Origin of the sequence: Marinobacter flavimaris (genome assembly GCF_045057155.1) — a bacterium.
Classification (GTDB): domain Bacteria; phylum Pseudomonadota; class Gammaproteobacteria; order Pseudomonadales; family Oleiphilaceae; genus Marinobacter; species Marinobacter manganoxydans.
In genome coordinates this window covers 4,111,006-4,126,053 of sequence record NZ_CP171359.1, presented here as the reverse complement: position 1 = coordinate 4,126,053, position 15,048 = coordinate 4,111,006, and the positions used below count along the sequence as shown (strand labels likewise).

Below are 15,048 nucleotides of genomic sequence, written 5' to 3'. Positions count from 1 at the left end.
AATGGTGGCCTATTAGAAATCCTCGCCGTAAATATCCGGATTACCCCGGGTATTTGCCCGGTCTCACATCAAAGACGCAAAATGGATTGGTAGCTTGCCACCTCCACCTCAAACCGGGTGTTCTGACGCAAGTGATCCTTCATGGCCTCCAGCGCATCAGGGTCTCCATGAATCAAGTTGATCGGCGTTTCGGGGGCTAAGTCACTTTGAGCCAGCCACTGTTCAATCTCTGTGAAATCTCCATGCCCGGAAAGCCCACTCAACACCTCCAGCCGGGCCTTGACCGGAATCCAGTCGCCGTGGATCTTGATCCTTTCCGCTCCATCAACCATTTTGGCGCCTCGTGTCCCCCCTGCCTGATAACCGGCAAAGATAACGGTTGTGCGGTGCTGGCCGAGGAGACGCTTGAAGTGATGAAGAATGCGACCGCCCGTTGCCATACCGCTGCCTGCAATAATTACGTGCGGGTAGGCCTGATCAGCCAGCGCCTTGGAGTCCTGGACGCTGCGGCTATAATGAACGGTGCTGCACATTTCGTGGCATTCTGAACTGCTCAACCGATGCTGATCTTCGTAGCGGCAGTAAATCTCAGAAACATCAATCGCCATGGGGCTATCCAGATAAACTGGCAACCTTGGAATTCGTCCCGCCTTCATCAGGTCGGTGAGCATATGTTGCAAGACCTGCGCTCTGCCCACGGCAAAGGCTGGAATCAGTATATTGCCCCCTTTGTCGACCGTTTCGTTGACGATGTCCGCCAGTTGTGACGGCAAATCCACGTCTTCGTGGCGACGATCGCCATATGTTGATTCCAGCATCAGCATGTCGAGTGCTGGCAGGGGTGCCGGTGGCCTCATGAAAATATCATTGAGGCGGCCCACATCGCCGGAAAAACCGACGCGTTTACCTTCCGCCTCGATGATGACACAGGCCGCCCCGAGAATGTGCCCGACCGGTCGCAGATGAAAGCGTATATCACCGAGCTGGATCACTTGGTGAAAGTCCACCGACTGAAACAGCTCCATGCAGGCTTCTGCATCCTCCTGATCATACAGGGGCTCCGGATTCTCATGCCTGCTCAGCTTATGGCGGCCGAGGTAATGTGCCTCCTCTTCCTGAAGATGGCCGCTATCGGCCAGCAATATGCTGCATAGCTCTCGGGTGGCATGATGGGTATAAACCGCCCCCCGGAAGCCCTGCTTGTACAACACGGGGATGTAGCCTGAATGATCCAGATGGGCATGGGTCAGAAGCACGGCATCCAGCGAGGCAATATCGAGCGGCAACGGTTGCCGGTTGCGCTTTCTCAGCCACTTGTACCCCTGAAACAGGCCGCAATCGACCAATACACGTGTCTGGCCGGTTTCAACCAGGAACTTGGAGCCGGTCACGGTTTCCGTGCCACCCAGAAATGTAATGTTCATCGGCGCTCATCCTCCACCTGATTGAGAAAATGCCTGACCGGCGGCACCAGCAACTCGCTGACATCGATCTCATTGCTGCTGTGTGGAACCGTGTTGGTGGTCACCAGCGTCTGCAGGCCGGTACCCAGAAGGTAGGTGTCCGAGGCCTCCGCAAAAATGCCATGCACCGCCGCACACAGGATGGCCTCCGTGCCTTGTGCCTTAAGTGCCCTGACACACTCGCCAATGGTGCGGCCGCTGGAAATAACGTCATCAATGATGACGGCTTTCCGGCCGTTATACGCCGAGATATCCGGCAAGGTGACTTCAACGCGCCGGTCACCCAGACGCTGCTTGGTGCCAATGACATAAGGATGGTTACTGGCCTGCGCGATACTTGATACCCATTGCTCACTTTCCGCGTCCGGACCTACCAGCAACAGACCGTTTTGCCCCCGTAGCCAATCCGCCAGCGCCGGTGCTCCCTGAACAACTTGCGTGGGTATGCTGTAGATTTCGTCAAGAGACTGGTACCTGTGCAAATGTGGATCAACGGTGATCAGCCAGTCGATATGTAAAGACAAAGACTGGGCAAACACCCTGGAAGTGACCGCCTCCCCTTCTTCGAAGCGTCGATCCTGGCGCATATAGCAAAGATAGGGCGCCACCAACCCAATCGACCTGGCACCGAGTTCCCGGAGAGTTTCAAAGAGAAACAGGAGAGCAAGGTATTTGGTGTCTGGATGCGTTAGGTCGGCCAATATTACGCAGTTCGCACCTTTGACTGATGTGAGCACACGTAAGTAGGACTCACCATCAGGGAACCTCCGCACCTCCAAACTTCCCGGCTCCAGATTGAGCCGATCACAAAGTTTTTCCCGTAATGGATGGGGAGCAAGGCTGAACAACACACTTTTTTCAGTAATGCCCACAATCATTCCTCTCGCTTTACAGTGAAGATTGCCGGCCCCATATCGTTAAACGCCAGCGCATAATCCTGCTGCCCCGGACTGTCACTGAGCAATTCATAGAGAGGCTCTCCCTTAGTGACTCTATCACCGACGGTCGCCAGTAGCCGCAGCCCTGCGGTAGAGCTGGCAGGTGCGCCTGCCAGCTTGGCGACACGGGCAAGCCGACGATTGTCGATAGACACGATTGTTCCGGATTCCGAGCACAGAACTGGGCGCCTAAAACGGGCTTCACCTAAGCTCCTCTGCCCTCCCTGAGCCTCTGTTATACGCTTGAACTGCCCCCAGGCAGAGCCGTTTTGAAGTAGTCGTTCTGCTTTGACCATCCCCTCTTTCACGCCACGACCATCAGCCAGATCGAACAAATGGCCAGCCAGCATGATGGCGCGGCTCCGTAGATCCTCCGGCGCACCCCGCTTTCCCTGCAACACGGCCAAAACATCACGGGCCTCCTCTGTCGGCCCGATCCCTGCACCAACCGGCTTGCTGCCGTCTGTCGCGATGCAGCGTACCTTCAGCCCACAGGCCGCCCCAACGCTTGTGAAAAGAGAGGCCAGCCGGTCGGCATCGCCGGGCGTTCGAACCTTGGCCGTCTCCCCCACCGGAATATCAATCACCGCATGGGTGGAACCGGCAGCAATCTTCTTGGACAGCACCGAGGCCACGAGCTGGCCCTCACCATCAAGGTCCAGCGCTCTCTCGATGCGAATCAACAGGTCATCAGCCGGGCTGAGGTTCATCGCCCCACCCCAGGCGAGACAGGCACCGGTTTCTCTGACCACACGGCGAATCTCGTTCAGCCCAAGCCTCACATTGGTCAGCGCTTCCATGGTGTCCGCTGTTCCCGCCGGTGAGGTGATGGCACGGGAGGAGGTTTTAGGCATTACTAAGCCTGCTGCGCTGACGATCGACACAACCAGCGGCGTGGTCCGGTTGCCCGGCAGGCCTCCAACACAGTGTTTGTCGAACACACGATCCACGCCTGGCCAATCGAGCTGTTGTCCGCAATTCACCATCGCCTGGGTCAAAGCAACAATCTCATCGAAACCTAATCTGCCACCCGCACAAGCGCTCAGGAAACAGGCTATTTCGACATCGCTGTATTTGTGTGCGGAGATATCGGAGACAATGCGGGCCATCTCAGCCGGAAGCAAGCTGTGTCCGAATACTTTCCGACGAACCAGACTCAAGGATTCGATATAGGGCGCATGATGTACTGAAACCAGGTCAGACTGAGCCACCCCGAGCCGCTCTATGGCGATATCTGAAAGCCCCGCATACCCCTTGGGAACCGTTTCATCAGACGAAATATTGAGAGTTGCGATGATGGAACGTCCCTGCGAGGAAATTCCCACCCTGGAACTGGCGGCGAATCCTTCTGAAAGGCACACATCACAATCACCACGCATGTAGACGACAGGCTCCTGATGAGTATTGATACCCATCTTGAAAACCCGTAACTGACTGGAAGACGCCACCATGTATCAACATCCTTTTCTGCGTCGAAGAATAATTTCAGTGTTCTGATCAGAGGTCGTTCATACGCCCTATCTGCCTGGCCAATCGCATAGCTTCGTTCTCTTCCATGGTTAGCAACGATTGCAGTAATTCTTTCGCCTCGGGAATCTCGGCTTTGTCGGCCATGGTGCGATAAAGGTCCTCTATCTGATCATGGAAATCGAATACTTCTCTGCATATGCCCTCAAAATTCAGCTGTGCGTAGGGCTCATCGCAGGTTCTGTGGGTCTTAATGGGATGGTGAGACAGGTAGTCGTAGACCCTTGTCTCCAATGCTTTGAAATCGCCCTGCGACTTGAATTCATTCACGATACGTTCCATTTCCGATTCATGGGTCGCCAGATAGTCCAGCAGCGCCCGTGCTCGCTCCTCTTCATTCTTCGTAGCGCAATGTGACATACACCTTGCAAGGTGAGCATGCAAATCCCGTGTCCAGCTAATAAGTTCTCCAAAGGTTTTGATGTCCATTTACCCGTTCCCCCTTGTTGTCATTAATCATGTCAGCAAACAGCAATTACCTACCACTTAAACTCATAAGCCTGAATTCACACTGAAAAACCCCAACAAAAGATGCAAAAAGAGTCGCTCAATAGCGTGGGCTTGATGAACATCAATTTTTCCAATTGGAAGTGTTCGTCTACCCTAAGCCGTCCAGTTGGGTGCGCTTTAACAGGAGTGCATTTACCGCAACAAGAGCGGAGCTTCCAGACATTGCGAGCGCCGCTACTTCTGGGCTTATCACCAACGGATAGAACACGCCTGCCGCCGCGGGAAAGGCGATGACGTTATAGCCCACCGCCCAGAACAGGTTCTGGTGCATCTTGCGCAGGGTAGCGCGCGACAGCTCGATGGCTCCCAGCACATCGTAGGGGTCGCTCTTCATCAGCACCACGTCAGCGCTCTCAATGGCCACATCGGTGCCGGCACCGATGGCGAAACCCACCTCCGCCTGGGTCAGTGCCGGGGCGTCATTGACACCGTCGCCCACCATGCCAACCTTCTTGCCCTGAGCCTGGAGCTCCTTGATCTTGTCTGCTTTCTGCCCCGGAAGGACATCGGCGATCACCATCTCAATGCCGAGTTCCCGGGCGATGCGCTCGGCGGTGGCCTGGTTGTCGCCGGTGAGCATCGCCACCTCCACCCCGCGTTCACGCATCTTTTTGACCATTGCAGTAGCGGTGGGGCGCGGCGCATCGGCAATGGCGATAAGGCCGACCAGCTTCCCGTCCTGGGCGACGTGCACCACGGTCTGCCCCGCGCTCTGCAGACGCGCGGCCTCGTCCTTCAGGCTCGCCATGTCGACCTTCTCTTCGTCCATCAGCCGGCGGTTGCCGAGCAGCACGGTCTTGCTGCCAATCTCCGCCCGCGCGCCCTTGCCCTCGATGTTGGTGAAGCCGGTCAGCGGATCAAGCTGCAAGCCTTCGGCCTTACTTTGTATCGCCTGGGCCAGAGGATGGTCCGAGCCCTGCTCCACCGTCCCCGCCAGTGCGAGGACCGCCTCCTCGGTGCTGCCCGCCACCACGACCACCTCGACCACCTGCGGCTCGCCCATGGTCAGGGTGCCGGTCTTGTCGAAGACCACAATATCCAGCCGGGTGGCATCCTCAAGTGCAGAGGCATTCTTGAACAAGATGCCGTTCCTGGCACCGAGGCCGGTGCCCACCATCACCGCCATGGGCGTTGCAAGGCCCAGGGCGTCCGGGCAGGCGATCACGAACACGGTGATAGTCAGGGTCACGGCAAGCAGCAGGCTTTGGCCGATCCACCAGAACCAGACGGCGAAGGTGAGCAGGCCGATCACGATGGCAATCACCACCAGCCACTGTGACGCTTTGTCCGCCAGCAGCTGCGCCGGGGCCTTGGAGTTCTGCGCCTCCTGCACCAGCTTGACGATCTGCGCTAACGCGGTGTCGGAACCTACCTTGGTGGCGCGATACCTGAAGCTGCCGCTCTTGTTAATGGTGGCCCCGATCACCTTATCGCCGGGCTTTTTTTCCACCGGCATGGACTCGCCAGTGAGCATGGACTCATCCACCAGGGACTCGCCCTCCAAGACCTCACCGTCCACCGGAATCTTATTGCCGGGGCGGATCACGACGATGTCGTCCTTCAGAACCTCAGCGGTGGGAACCTCCCGTTCCTGGCCATCACGCAACACAGTGGCCTTGGGCGGCGCGAGATCCATCAGCGAGCGGATGGCGTCCGAGGCACCGGCACGGGCGCGCATCTCCAGCCAATGGCCGAGCAGGATGAACACCAGCAGCACCGCCACCGCCTCGAAAAACTGCACACCCGGGAAAAAGAGCGTGGAACCGACGCTGAACAGGTAGCCAGTACCCACCGAGAGAACGACCAGCACAGCCATGTTGAGCACGCCGTTTTTCAGCGCGCGCCAGGCGGCAACAAAGAACGGCCAGCTTGGCCAGAGCACCGCGATGCTTGCCAGTAATAGCAACCACAGGTCTAGCCGCAGCCCGAAGGGCGGTGCTGGCGGTTCGAACAGCCCACCCATGGGCGAATAAATGAAAATCGGGAGGCTGAAGATCAGGCAGACCCAGAAACGGTTGCGCATGTCGCGCACCATTGCCTGCATGTCCATGCTGCCGCCGTGGCCCATCTCGTGAGCCATCTCGTCCTTTGCGCCAGTATGTTCGCCGTGTTCAGCAGGATGCGCGGTATCGTCTTGGCCGGTGTGGGAGGCATGGCCATCGTGGACGGGCATGGACACAGCCCCGGCTTCGGTCGGCGGGTCCCCCGGGTCGCAAACGTGCCTGGGCAACTGTTCTCCGGAACAGTGATAGCCGCACTCGTGTATCCGGGCCTTGATAGCCTCAAGGTCCACCGTCGCCTCATCATAGGTGACGGTCGCGCTGCCGGCCACATAGTTGACCTCGGCTTTCTTAACGCCGGGCAATCTCAACAACTGTTTCTCCACGCCCCGAGCACTCAGTGCCGATAGCAAGCCGCGGATCTCCACGACGGTATTTTTCATTCCTTGGTCCCCTTTCCTTAATTGGCCAACCGGAGCTTTTATCAGGCAGACGAACACCCAGCATAAGCGCCATCCAGATCATCAGAGCATATCTACCTGAATCCAAAATGAATCACCGGCTTAAACCGAATCAGATTGTGATCTCGGTCAAGAAACCCCAGAGCCGCGTTCAAATGATTTATCCGGCACAGCATGACAACTGTTTTACATCCTTGGTGAACGTTTGCGCACAGAGCTTGAGTCCTTCAACCATGGTCAGATAGGGGAACAAGTCATCGCCGATTTCCTGAACGGTCAAACCTGCTCGTAACGCCATCACCGCCGTTTGGATAATTTCACCGCCTTCCGCTGCGACAACCTGCACCCCGAGCAACTGCTTCGGCTTCAGAGAGGCCAACGGTGGCGACTTGAGGATCGGTAAACATGACCGCGGGCATGGCACTGAGGTCGAGCCTGGCCTCGCCTTCCTTACAGGAATATCCCATCTGACACGTAATCCTGAACACCGGCAGACTCGCTCAGCGCCCAGGGCCGGATAGGCTTTTTACACTCAGCTACACTGGCTGCGTCAGGATAGCACCCACTGAAACGATCCCCACGAATTAAAGAATTAGAGAGGATCAGCCAAGCCTTCCAAGAACTGGAAACGTCGACAACATCCATGACGCGAATAGAGTCATCTGACCGGTGAGCACCAACACGCCCATGACAACGAGTACCAGGCCTGCAAACACTCTCAGCAGTCGACTCCAGCGACTGAGCCAGCGCACTCGTTGTCGAAAGTGCTCAATGAAGAGGGCGGTGCCAAGGAACGGGATAGCCAGCCCTAAAGAATAGGCAGCAAGATAAAGCATACCCGCCTCGGCATTGGCATGGGTGGAGCTGAGCGCCAATATAGCCCCGAGTATGGGACCTATACAGGGTGTCCAGCCGATGGCAAATGCTATCCCCAGAAGAAAGGCGGCAGTGGGACGTCCGCCTTCGAGTGACTGTCCAATGCGCCATTCGCGCTGCAACGCCGGCATGCTCCACCAGCCCAGCATAAACAGACCCATTAGAACGATGAGCACGCCGGCCACCAGGTTGGCCTCTTCACGATAGGCCATCAACCATTGCCCTAAAGCACTTGCGCTTGCTCCCAGGGCAATAAAGATCAGACTGAACCCCATCACAAAACACAGGCTCAGCCAAAGGGCCTTCAACCGATTCGAAGCCTCGGTCAGGGCACCTCCAGTCACGACCGACAGGTAGCCGGGAACCAGAGGTAGCGTGCAGGGTGAAAAAAACGATATGAGACCACCGGCAAACGCGGCGGCAATTCCCCAAGTTGCAAGATCAGGCATTTAGCCCTCCAAGTTCGGTGAGTCTGTCAAATTGCCCAGAAATCGAATTTGATGCCTTCCCTGGACCTGCCGTTATTGATAATGGCCCGTGCCCGCCATAGCATCTTGCCAGTACCGCACCGTGGCGGAGTTCAGGCGAAAAGGCATCACTTTCACAGAGCTGACCTCAGTAATCCTTGTGTTCGCGGAACACACGCTGCTGGCCGTTGGCGTTGAAGGCGATGACCTGATAATCGTCCTTCCGGCCCGTTTCCATGCCCCTGCATCATTTTCATGCACGCCTCAGTCATGGCTTTACGGTCTTCGGGGGACATATCAGACATCATATTCATCATCCCCCTCATGCCTTTTCCTTCGTCCTCGTGGGCCAATGCAGACAAGGATCCAATGGTTCCGGCCAGAAGAATCGCTGTGATGGTGAGCCTGGTTTTTGAATTGCGCATTTGATTCACTCCATATAAAGCCCCGTTACGAATGAACCGAAGTACGAGACTTTGTTGCAAGAACTAACGTTAATGAGTTTGCCGCGATGGGCAAAAACCGGTTAAGACTCAGGAGTAATGTTCTGCAGGGGGTGTAATAGAAGCCAGGAAGGGATCCTGGTAGTGGGCCGCCTGTGCGGCAAAAATCAGCTGGGAACCGGTATCGGTAAAACTTGTGAAGTTCCCCGGCGGCAAAGCAAACGCAGGCCCGCTGAACACCAAAAGCAGTGACAGCAACACAACGATAGTGGGGCGATTCTTTGCGGCCATCCTGCTTTCAAGCACCAGTCTGTGACATTAACAAATTAAGGCATACGATCTACCGATAAGTTCCCAACAGACCAACACTATTTTATTCCGTTGTAAGCGTCCGCCGATGGCGCTGCTCTTCTGTGTCGGCAGTCGGGTCAGAACATCCCTTGGATACCCATAGGGATCATGCCCTTTCCGCATAGCCGACTGGATCAGCGTCATGACCGCAGCCGCGCGTTGACCACTGCGGAGTGATCCCAGGAACAGCCCAACGCACAGGGCCACGAGCCTTCACTTATACGTGACGCCGTGTCGATCGAAGATCTCATAAACTTCCCCGGCCTCCTCCTGCGGCAACATCACCCGGATCGTCTGCTCTTCCTTATCAATAAAGATCACATCCTGTGGGATTTCGCTGCCAATAAGATCGTCTCGCGTATTGCGTGCCTGATCCATGTTCTCGAACTTACCATTAATAGCTTTACCCATCGTGCTTCTCCTTGTTGTTTAGATTCCATCCAAAGCATAGCTAACACATCAATTTCTGTAAATTTACGACGTTTCCAAGAGCCAAACGCTGCCTGAGACCTCCTCAACCGCAGCGTTCGTCAGCGACCCTTATCCTTCGGATTGTCTACCCCCGGTCGGGGCGACCCGCCCTCTATCAGGCGAATGTCTGTTCACCGCAACAGTGATAAGGTCAGAACTTGACCTCTCCCCACAACCAGGCCTTGTCCGTATCCACGCCACGACCATCGGCGGCATAGCTGGCGAACTTGGCACCCACCGTGTAGTGCTTGTTGATCGGGTAGACAGCCAGCAGCCCCAGCTCGGAGCCATAGCTCAGGCTATTGATGTCACTGCTGTAGTCATGATAAACGGCCAGCCACTTGACCCCCTTTGCTGAGGCACCCGCCGATACGTATAGATCCTGCAGGCCATCGTCCGGGGTGACCAGGAACTGGTCGGCCCAACCGTTCATCGCGTGAAGCGTCGCCAGAGGCGTCTGGAATGACCGGCCGTCGTCCGACTCCAGAGTCTCCATACCCACCTTAAAGGTCAGGCCGTAGACTGCGAGCCCCACTTCCGCCAGCCAATAAGCGGCCTCAAAGCTTTGCGGGTTGTCTGCATAGTCTTTCTGGATTGCGTACTCCAGGGTGTACAGGACCCTGGCGTCTTCCGATACATCGGTGCCACCTGCGAACCGCAAACCAAAATTCTGGGTTGAGTTGACGTCTGCGTTGGTAAAGTCGAAAAGATAACCGTAAGTGGTCAGGGTTCCGGCAGCCAAGCCATGATACTGTGCGTTGAAAATCGGCGACTGCATTGGGAAATTGCCATTAGGGCTGGCATCCGAGAACACCCGGTTAGCATTGTAAAGATAGCCCGCTGTGATCTTCGTGTCCGGAAGCGACTCGTTGGTGCCGACAAAGGCATCGAAGGTTTGCTCATTCTGGCGCCAGCCAACCGTACCGATAAACCGGTGATTGTCCAGAGCAAAGCGCTGACGGCCGTAGGTCAGGCTGGTATCCGAAAAACCTTTGTAACGCACGTAAATTTGGTTGACTTCGGTTTCCGTCGGATCAGCGACTACTGAGTGATCGGTTATGCCATTGATGGTGCTATTGTAGTTCTCATTCCCCACAGCGGACACATCTTCCGCCTCGGCAAACACCTCAAACCCCTTAAAATCACCAGTCCGGTACCCCAGTCGGGTTCGAACGGTAGAAGCATGGGCTTGATCAAGAGGGTTGTCCTGATCCACAAATTCGTAACGGTAACGAACATCAAGCGAAACCTTTCCCCCGGTTAAGGCTTCGGTAAAGGTCATGGACAGGACAGGCGTTGCGGCAGAGGCCAGAACCGAACCAATGGCAAAGACAAGCAACGACTTCTGGTTTTTTTGGCCATTCCTGGCAGTGAGCGGAGTTAGCATCATTTTCATCCTAGTGGTACCTTCAGCGGCCGTATAAATGGTTGAATGGAGTCAACATTTCATCGATAAGTCGCTCGTTCAGTTTAGGGCGCCAATGTCAGCGACAACCTTGATATCGGTCAGATTGAACCTGACTCTCAAGGGGTACCTCCATAGGCTCACAGGCAAAAAGTGCTGAACAACGCGCCACCACCTTGTACGTCTTGCAAAGCCGTCCATACGGGCCTCATTTTTTCAGGAATACAGCCGGATCAGAGCTTAACTGCACCTTCAGGCTGTCCAACTGATGGGGTCCACCTCAATGTACACCAGAAACCTCAGATGAACTTTATTAGCGGGGGGTGGGGGTGGGGGTGGGGCAGACAAAAGCATGGGCAGATTAATATCTGCCCAAAACCTGAGTATTTTATTAACTCTCAAGAACTATATCAAACCGCAAAACTCATTCAAGCGACCTCCATGCGGTCAAAATGCATATTGTAACCTCGCACGCACTTCATCTCCGCTAGCGCCATTGGCTTCTTCGCCATCCATGTAGCTCATTCCAAGTCGAACATTCTTGTTGGCGTAATAGTTAACGCCCAGTGTTGTTTGCTCACCGTCGGTCGTGGCCAGCCCCACGTCACTGTATTTTCCGTCACCATCCTCAAAGCGGGCAACAACTTCCCAGGCCCCTTTGGGTGATGCCGGTTTTACCCGCTTGAATGCTCCGGCTTTGTAAGGACGGCTTTCGCCGGTGATGATCCAGCCAAGCTGTACGTAATAGCCATCAACATCCACCTGGCCTTCCTCGGAATCGAAATATTCGGCCTGGGCATGGAAGGGCCCGGAAGCGCCGGCGAGCTCCAGATTAAACGTATCGACCTCATCGGCCTGAGTGTCGGCATCACGCGTGGTATAACCCGCACCAAGATGAACAACCATATTGTTCGTTTGAATCGGTGCAACCGTGCCCCGTGCGGTTACTGCCGTGTTATTGAAATCGTCGCTGCCATTGCCGTCTGCCTCGAAGTAGCCGATACCGTAGGTCCAGTTGCTGCCTTTGCCGCTGAGCTGGATGCCGCCGCTGCGACCGGGGGCATAACGCTCGGTCATGGCAGATCGCTCAAGCGCTGAGATGTCTTTTGAGCTCGTTAATTCTTCCAGGCCGAATGGCTCTTTCTGTTTACCGATAGTCACGGTTGCAGCTGAGCCAAATCCCATGTAACGAATGTACAGGTCTTCAGCAGTACCGCCGTCGGCGCCATCACTTTCAGCGACGTTGAACTGGGTCTTGTACGCCCAGTCGCCAAAGTGGCCCTTGGCGTAGAGGCGTGCCCGGCGCACATCGAAATCGGTAGTGTCAACACCGTTGTCGTCAGACTGCGTGGCGTCGTAATCCCACTGAATGCGCCCGCCGAGCTGAAAAGACGCAGAGTTATCCGACACTTTCACTTTGATACCGCTGTCGGTATCGATCACAAGGTCTTCGCCGCTGGTCGTAACGTTTCCGGCCTGTGCAGCAGAAGCGGCAGAAATCGCCAAAGCCAAGCCCAAATATTTCTTGCTCATGATCTGTCTCACCTTTTTCGGTTTGCTTGTGTGTGTTGAAGCGCTATTAAAGTCTATTTGGCAAAGATTACAGAATGGTTACAGAGAATGCATCAAAACAGGGCGCTGGTCCGGGCCGGTGACAGGTTCTCGGGCGCTAGGTGTTGGGTCGTTTTTCGGGGGCAAGCTCAGAATGTGCCGATTTGTCTCTATAATAATGATAAACAAGAATAAATAAGATGTGGCAAGACTTTTGCTAAATCATATTTGGAGCAATGAAACCCAACCGAAGGTATCCATTATGAAGAAGCAGTTTTTCACCAAATCCGGATTTATCAGTATCACTTTGCTTGCAGCACTTCAGGCTGCGCCCGCCATTGTTAGCGCTGACGTCAGCTCAAATGTGAGCGCCAGCAGCAACTATCTGTTCCGGGGCGTCACCCAGACAGACGGGGCTGCGGCTGTCCAGGGAGGGTTGGATTAAGAGCATGCGTCGGGCTTCTATGCCGGTGGTTGGGGTTCCAATGTCGATTTTGGTGACGGCACCAGCTATGAGCTTGATCTTTATGCCGGATTCTCCGGCTCTGTGGAAGAACTGGGTTATGACGTTGGGTACATTTATTATGCGTATCCTGACGCGCCGGACTCCATCGACTTCGGCGAACTGTACGGCGAGATCAGTTATGGCATTGCGGCCATCGGCCTGGCCTACACGATCAACAGCGACACCAGTGGTGATGGGGTGTTCGTGCAGGGGGATGCCTATTACTACGCCTCTGTTGGGGTGCCTCTGGAGGACAGCTACAGTGCCGGTGTGACGCTTGGCTATTACGACTTCGCTGATGACGGCAAGGCTTCTGTCGGCGAGGCAAGTTATTCACACGTCGCCGCCAACGTTACAAAGGATGCGGGAAACTTCGGTTCTTTCAGTGTTAACGTGGAGTACGCGGACATTGAGTCAACCGACGCGCTTGGCTCTGTCAACTCGGATGATCCGAAGTTCTGGCTGGGTTGGAGCAGGAGTTTCTGATCGGCCAAGTGATCACAAGCAATTCAGATCCAGAATAAAAAGCCGGCCCAAATGACGGGCCGGTTTTTATTTATCATGCAAGAACCCACCATCGTGCGCCTGCCTTGACGCCCGGTGACTCGACATCCTCGCCCTTACCTCTACCCCCCCCTGCCGCCAAAGCTCATTTCTTATCCGGTGCCTGAATTTCAAACTGTATTAAAGGTTTGTCTGTAAGGTCGTTCCAGATTCCCACGCAAAAATGCTGACTCACTGACCTCAGTCAAACAGCCAGGATGATACTGAATGAACAAACGATTGTTGTTGTGCGCGATGATAGTTCCGGGAGCCTTGGCCGTCTCTCCTATGGTGTCGGCCCAGGCAAAAGAGAGTGTGTCGCTGAAAGAATATCAGCAGGCCAAAGCCAGCCAGGCTGTTTCCCTGAACCAGGCCATGGTGATGGCTTTCGAGAATAGCCCGGTATTGGCTTTGAGGCGGGCCGCGGTCTCGATACAGCAGGGACAGCTTGATCATGCCAGCCGCTGGGCGCCGAGCAATCCAGAGTTTGAGTTGGGGGCCCGTCAGGCCCCGGATCAGGCCGACGAGTCCCTGGAATATGGGGTGAGGGTTACTCAGGAGATCTGGATGGGTAATCGCGGCGACCTTGGGCAGTCGCGTGCCCGGAGTAATCTCACGTCCCGGCAACAGGAGCTTGAATACCTGAAGGTAGCCACCAAGGCGCGGGTGCGGGCCGCCTATTTCCGGATACTGCTGGCTCAGAAAGAGTTGGAAACCGCAACCCGTGCCGTTGAACTTATGCAACGCACCAAAGACCTGGTTGAAATGTCCGTAAAACAGGGTAAACAAACCCGGATTGATCTCAATACCGCAGTCATTGGGCTTGCCAGGGCCCGGAATCAAAAAGCCTCGGCGGAACAAAAGCTCGAGCAATCAAAAATTGACCTTACCGAAGTGCTCGGGGTGTCCCCCTCCGATGCCGTTGGGGTGACCGGCGAGCTTGATGTGACGCTCGAAGACCTGCCTCCGACCAGCCAGCTTGTCGAGATTGCACAGAGTCAGAGAGCGGACCTGAAAGCGGCGGCCGCCAGAATTGCAGCGGATGAATCTGGCCTTGAAGTTGCGAAAAGCCTGACGATTCCAAATCTGAAAGTCTTCGGATTTTATGATCGTGAGGAAGGCTCCAACCTTTTCGGTGCAGGGGTGTCGATGCCTTTGACCGTTTTTCATGATTATTCCGGTGAGCAGAGACAAGCTGCTGCGCGGCTGAAAACCTCCGAGCTTGAGGCAGAGGCCTTGCGCCTGGCTACAGAGCGTCAGGTTGTGTCAGCTGTGGCCCGGTACGAATCCACCGCCGTTCGACTGCGCCAGATGAACGAGTCGATCCTGGAGCGTTCAGAGGAAACATTACAACTGATGCAGAAAGCACTTCGGGCGGGCAAGGTCGGTGCCTCGGATGTTCTGGCGGCACAGGACAATCTCCTGTCGGTAAGGCAGGAATACGTTCAGGCGCAGAATGATTATATCGATGCCGTCCGGGCGCTGGAGATAAGCACAGGAGGTGCTCTGTCGATGTCAGCCGGTTCCTGAGGGTATG

Annotated in this window: 11 protein-coding genes and 3 pseudogenes; 2 read left to right on the top strand and 12 right to left on the bottom strand. The window is 55.4% G+C overall.

The window, feature by feature from the left end:
- Window positions 1–68 precede the first annotated feature (68 nt).
- The 12 genes and pseudogenes from ACGK9W_RS19240 to ACGK9W_RS19185 all read right to left on the bottom strand — a co-directional run bounded on the left by ACGK9W_RS19240 (window position 69) and on the right by ACGK9W_RS19185 (window position 12,445).
- Complete coding sequence (locus ACGK9W_RS19240; RefSeq protein WP_092034311.1) at window positions 69–1,424, bottom strand: MBL fold metallo-hydrolase; 1,356 nt, start codon at window positions 1,422–1,424, stop codon at window positions 69–71.
- Window positions 1,421–2,341 carry a ribose-phosphate diphosphokinase gene (locus tag ACGK9W_RS19235; RefSeq protein ID WP_008171255.1) on the bottom strand — a complete coding sequence of 307 codons (921 nt, stop codon included), beginning with the start codon at window positions 2,339–2,341 and terminating at the stop codon, window positions 1,421–1,423. Before ACGK9W_RS19235 ends, ACGK9W_RS19240 begins: the two co-directional genes overlap by 4 nt.
- Entirely contained in the window at window positions 2,338–3,852 is a 1,515-nt protein-coding gene (locus ACGK9W_RS19230; protein WP_008171257.1) for a thymidine phosphorylase family protein, read from the bottom strand. The genes ACGK9W_RS19235 and ACGK9W_RS19230 overlap by 4 nt, the downstream gene beginning before the upstream one ends.
- A 46-nt stretch (window positions 3,853–3,898) precedes the next feature.
- Window positions 3,899–4,357 (bottom strand): ATPase, encoded by a 459-nt coding sequence (locus tag ACGK9W_RS19225; RefSeq protein WP_405418202.1) that lies wholly within the window; start codon window positions 4,355–4,357, stop codon window positions 3,899–3,901.
- 169 nt (window positions 4,358–4,526) lie between these two features.
- On the bottom strand, window positions 4,527–6,881 hold the full coding sequence (locus tag ACGK9W_RS19220; RefSeq protein WP_405418201.1) for a heavy metal translocating P-type ATPase: 2,355 nt from the start codon (window positions 6,879–6,881) through the stop codon (window positions 4,527–4,529).
- A gap of 178 nt (window positions 6,882–7,059) precedes the next feature.
- Window positions 7,060–7,345, bottom strand: a pseudogene (locus ACGK9W_RS19215) (mercuric reductase); the annotation flags it as partial.
- Between the two features lie 156 nt (window positions 7,346–7,501).
- On the bottom strand, window positions 7,502–8,224 hold the full coding sequence (locus tag ACGK9W_RS19210) for a cytochrome c biogenesis CcdA family protein (protein WP_008171265.1): 723 nt from the start codon (window positions 8,222–8,224) through the stop codon (window positions 7,502–7,504).
- 551 nt (window positions 8,225–8,775) lie between these two features.
- Window positions 8,776–8,976, bottom strand: coding sequence for a hypothetical protein (locus ACGK9W_RS19205; RefSeq protein ID WP_288944846.1), 201 nt, complete (start codon window positions 8,974–8,976; stop codon window positions 8,776–8,778).
- Window positions 8,977–9,003: 27 nt separating this feature from the next.
- A pseudogene (locus ACGK9W_RS19200) lies at window positions 9,004–9,225 on the bottom strand (transposase domain-containing protein); the annotation flags it as partial.
- A gap of 24 nt (window positions 9,226–9,249) precedes the next feature.
- Entirely contained in the window at window positions 9,250–9,447 is a 198-nt protein-coding gene (locus ACGK9W_RS19195; protein ID WP_008171269.1) for a hypothetical protein, read from the bottom strand.
- Between the two features lie 211 nt (window positions 9,448–9,658).
- Complete coding sequence (locus tag ACGK9W_RS19190; protein WP_050898258.1) at window positions 9,659–10,903, bottom strand: alginate export family protein; 1,245 nt, start codon at window positions 10,901–10,903, stop codon at window positions 9,659–9,661.
- 456 nt (window positions 10,904–11,359) lie between these two features.
- A complete protein-coding gene (locus ACGK9W_RS19185) occupies window positions 11,360–12,445 on the bottom strand; it encodes an OprO/OprP family phosphate-selective porin (RefSeq protein WP_405418196.1) in 1,086 nt (361 codons plus the stop codon).
- Between the two features lie 280 nt (window positions 12,446–12,725).
- Here ACGK9W_RS19185 and ACGK9W_RS19180 point away from each other — a divergent pair.
- A pseudogene (locus tag ACGK9W_RS19180) lies at window positions 12,726–13,454 on the top strand (TorF family putative porin).
- Window positions 13,455–13,739: 285 nt separating this feature from the next.
- Entirely contained in the window at window positions 13,740–15,041 is a 1,302-nt protein-coding gene (locus tag ACGK9W_RS19175; protein ID WP_288944187.1) for a TolC family protein, read from the top strand.
- Window positions 15,042–15,048 lie beyond the last annotated feature (7 nt).

Excerpts from the sequence above, each read along its gene's own strand:
- ACGK9W_RS19240 (WP_092034311.1), bottom strand. The coding sequence starts at position 1,424 with ATGAACATTACATTTCTGGGTGGCACGGAAACCGTGACCGGCTCCAAG.
- ACGK9W_RS19235 (WP_008171255.1), bottom strand. The coding sequence starts at position 2,341 with ATGATTGTGGGCATTACTGAAAAAAGTGTGTTGTTCAGCCTTGCTCCC.
- ACGK9W_RS19230 (WP_008171257.1), bottom strand. The coding sequence starts at position 3,852 with ATGGTGGCGTCTTCCAGTCAGTTACGGGTTTTCAAGATGGGTATCAAT.
- ACGK9W_RS19225 (WP_405418202.1), bottom strand. The coding sequence starts at position 4,357 with ATGGACATCAAAACCTTTGGAGAACTTATTAGCTGGACACGGGATTTG.
- ACGK9W_RS19220 (WP_405418201.1), bottom strand. The coding sequence starts at position 6,881 with ATGAAAAATACCGTCGTGGAGATCCGCGGCTTGCTATCGGCACTGAGT.
- ACGK9W_RS19210 (WP_008171265.1), bottom strand. The coding sequence starts at position 8,224 with ATGCCTGATCTTGCAACTTGGGGAATTGCCGCCGCGTTTGCCGGTGGT.
- ACGK9W_RS19205 (WP_288944846.1), bottom strand. The coding sequence starts at position 8,976 with ATGGCCGCAAAGAATCGCCCCACTATCGTTGTGTTGCTGTCACTGCTT.
- ACGK9W_RS19195 (WP_008171269.1), bottom strand. The coding sequence starts at position 9,447 with ATGGGTAAAGCTATTAATGGTAAGTTCGAGAACATGGATCAGGCACGC.
- ACGK9W_RS19190 (WP_050898258.1), bottom strand. The coding sequence starts at position 10,903 with ATGAAAATGATGCTAACTCCGCTCACTGCCAGGAATGGCCAAAAAAAC.
- ACGK9W_RS19185 (WP_405418196.1), bottom strand. The coding sequence starts at position 12,445 with ATGAGCAAGAAATATTTGGGCTTGGCTTTGGCGATTTCTGCCGCTTCT.
- ACGK9W_RS19175 (WP_288944187.1), top strand. The coding sequence starts at position 13,740 with ATGAACAAACGATTGTTGTTGTGCGCGATGATAGTTCCGGGAGCCTTG.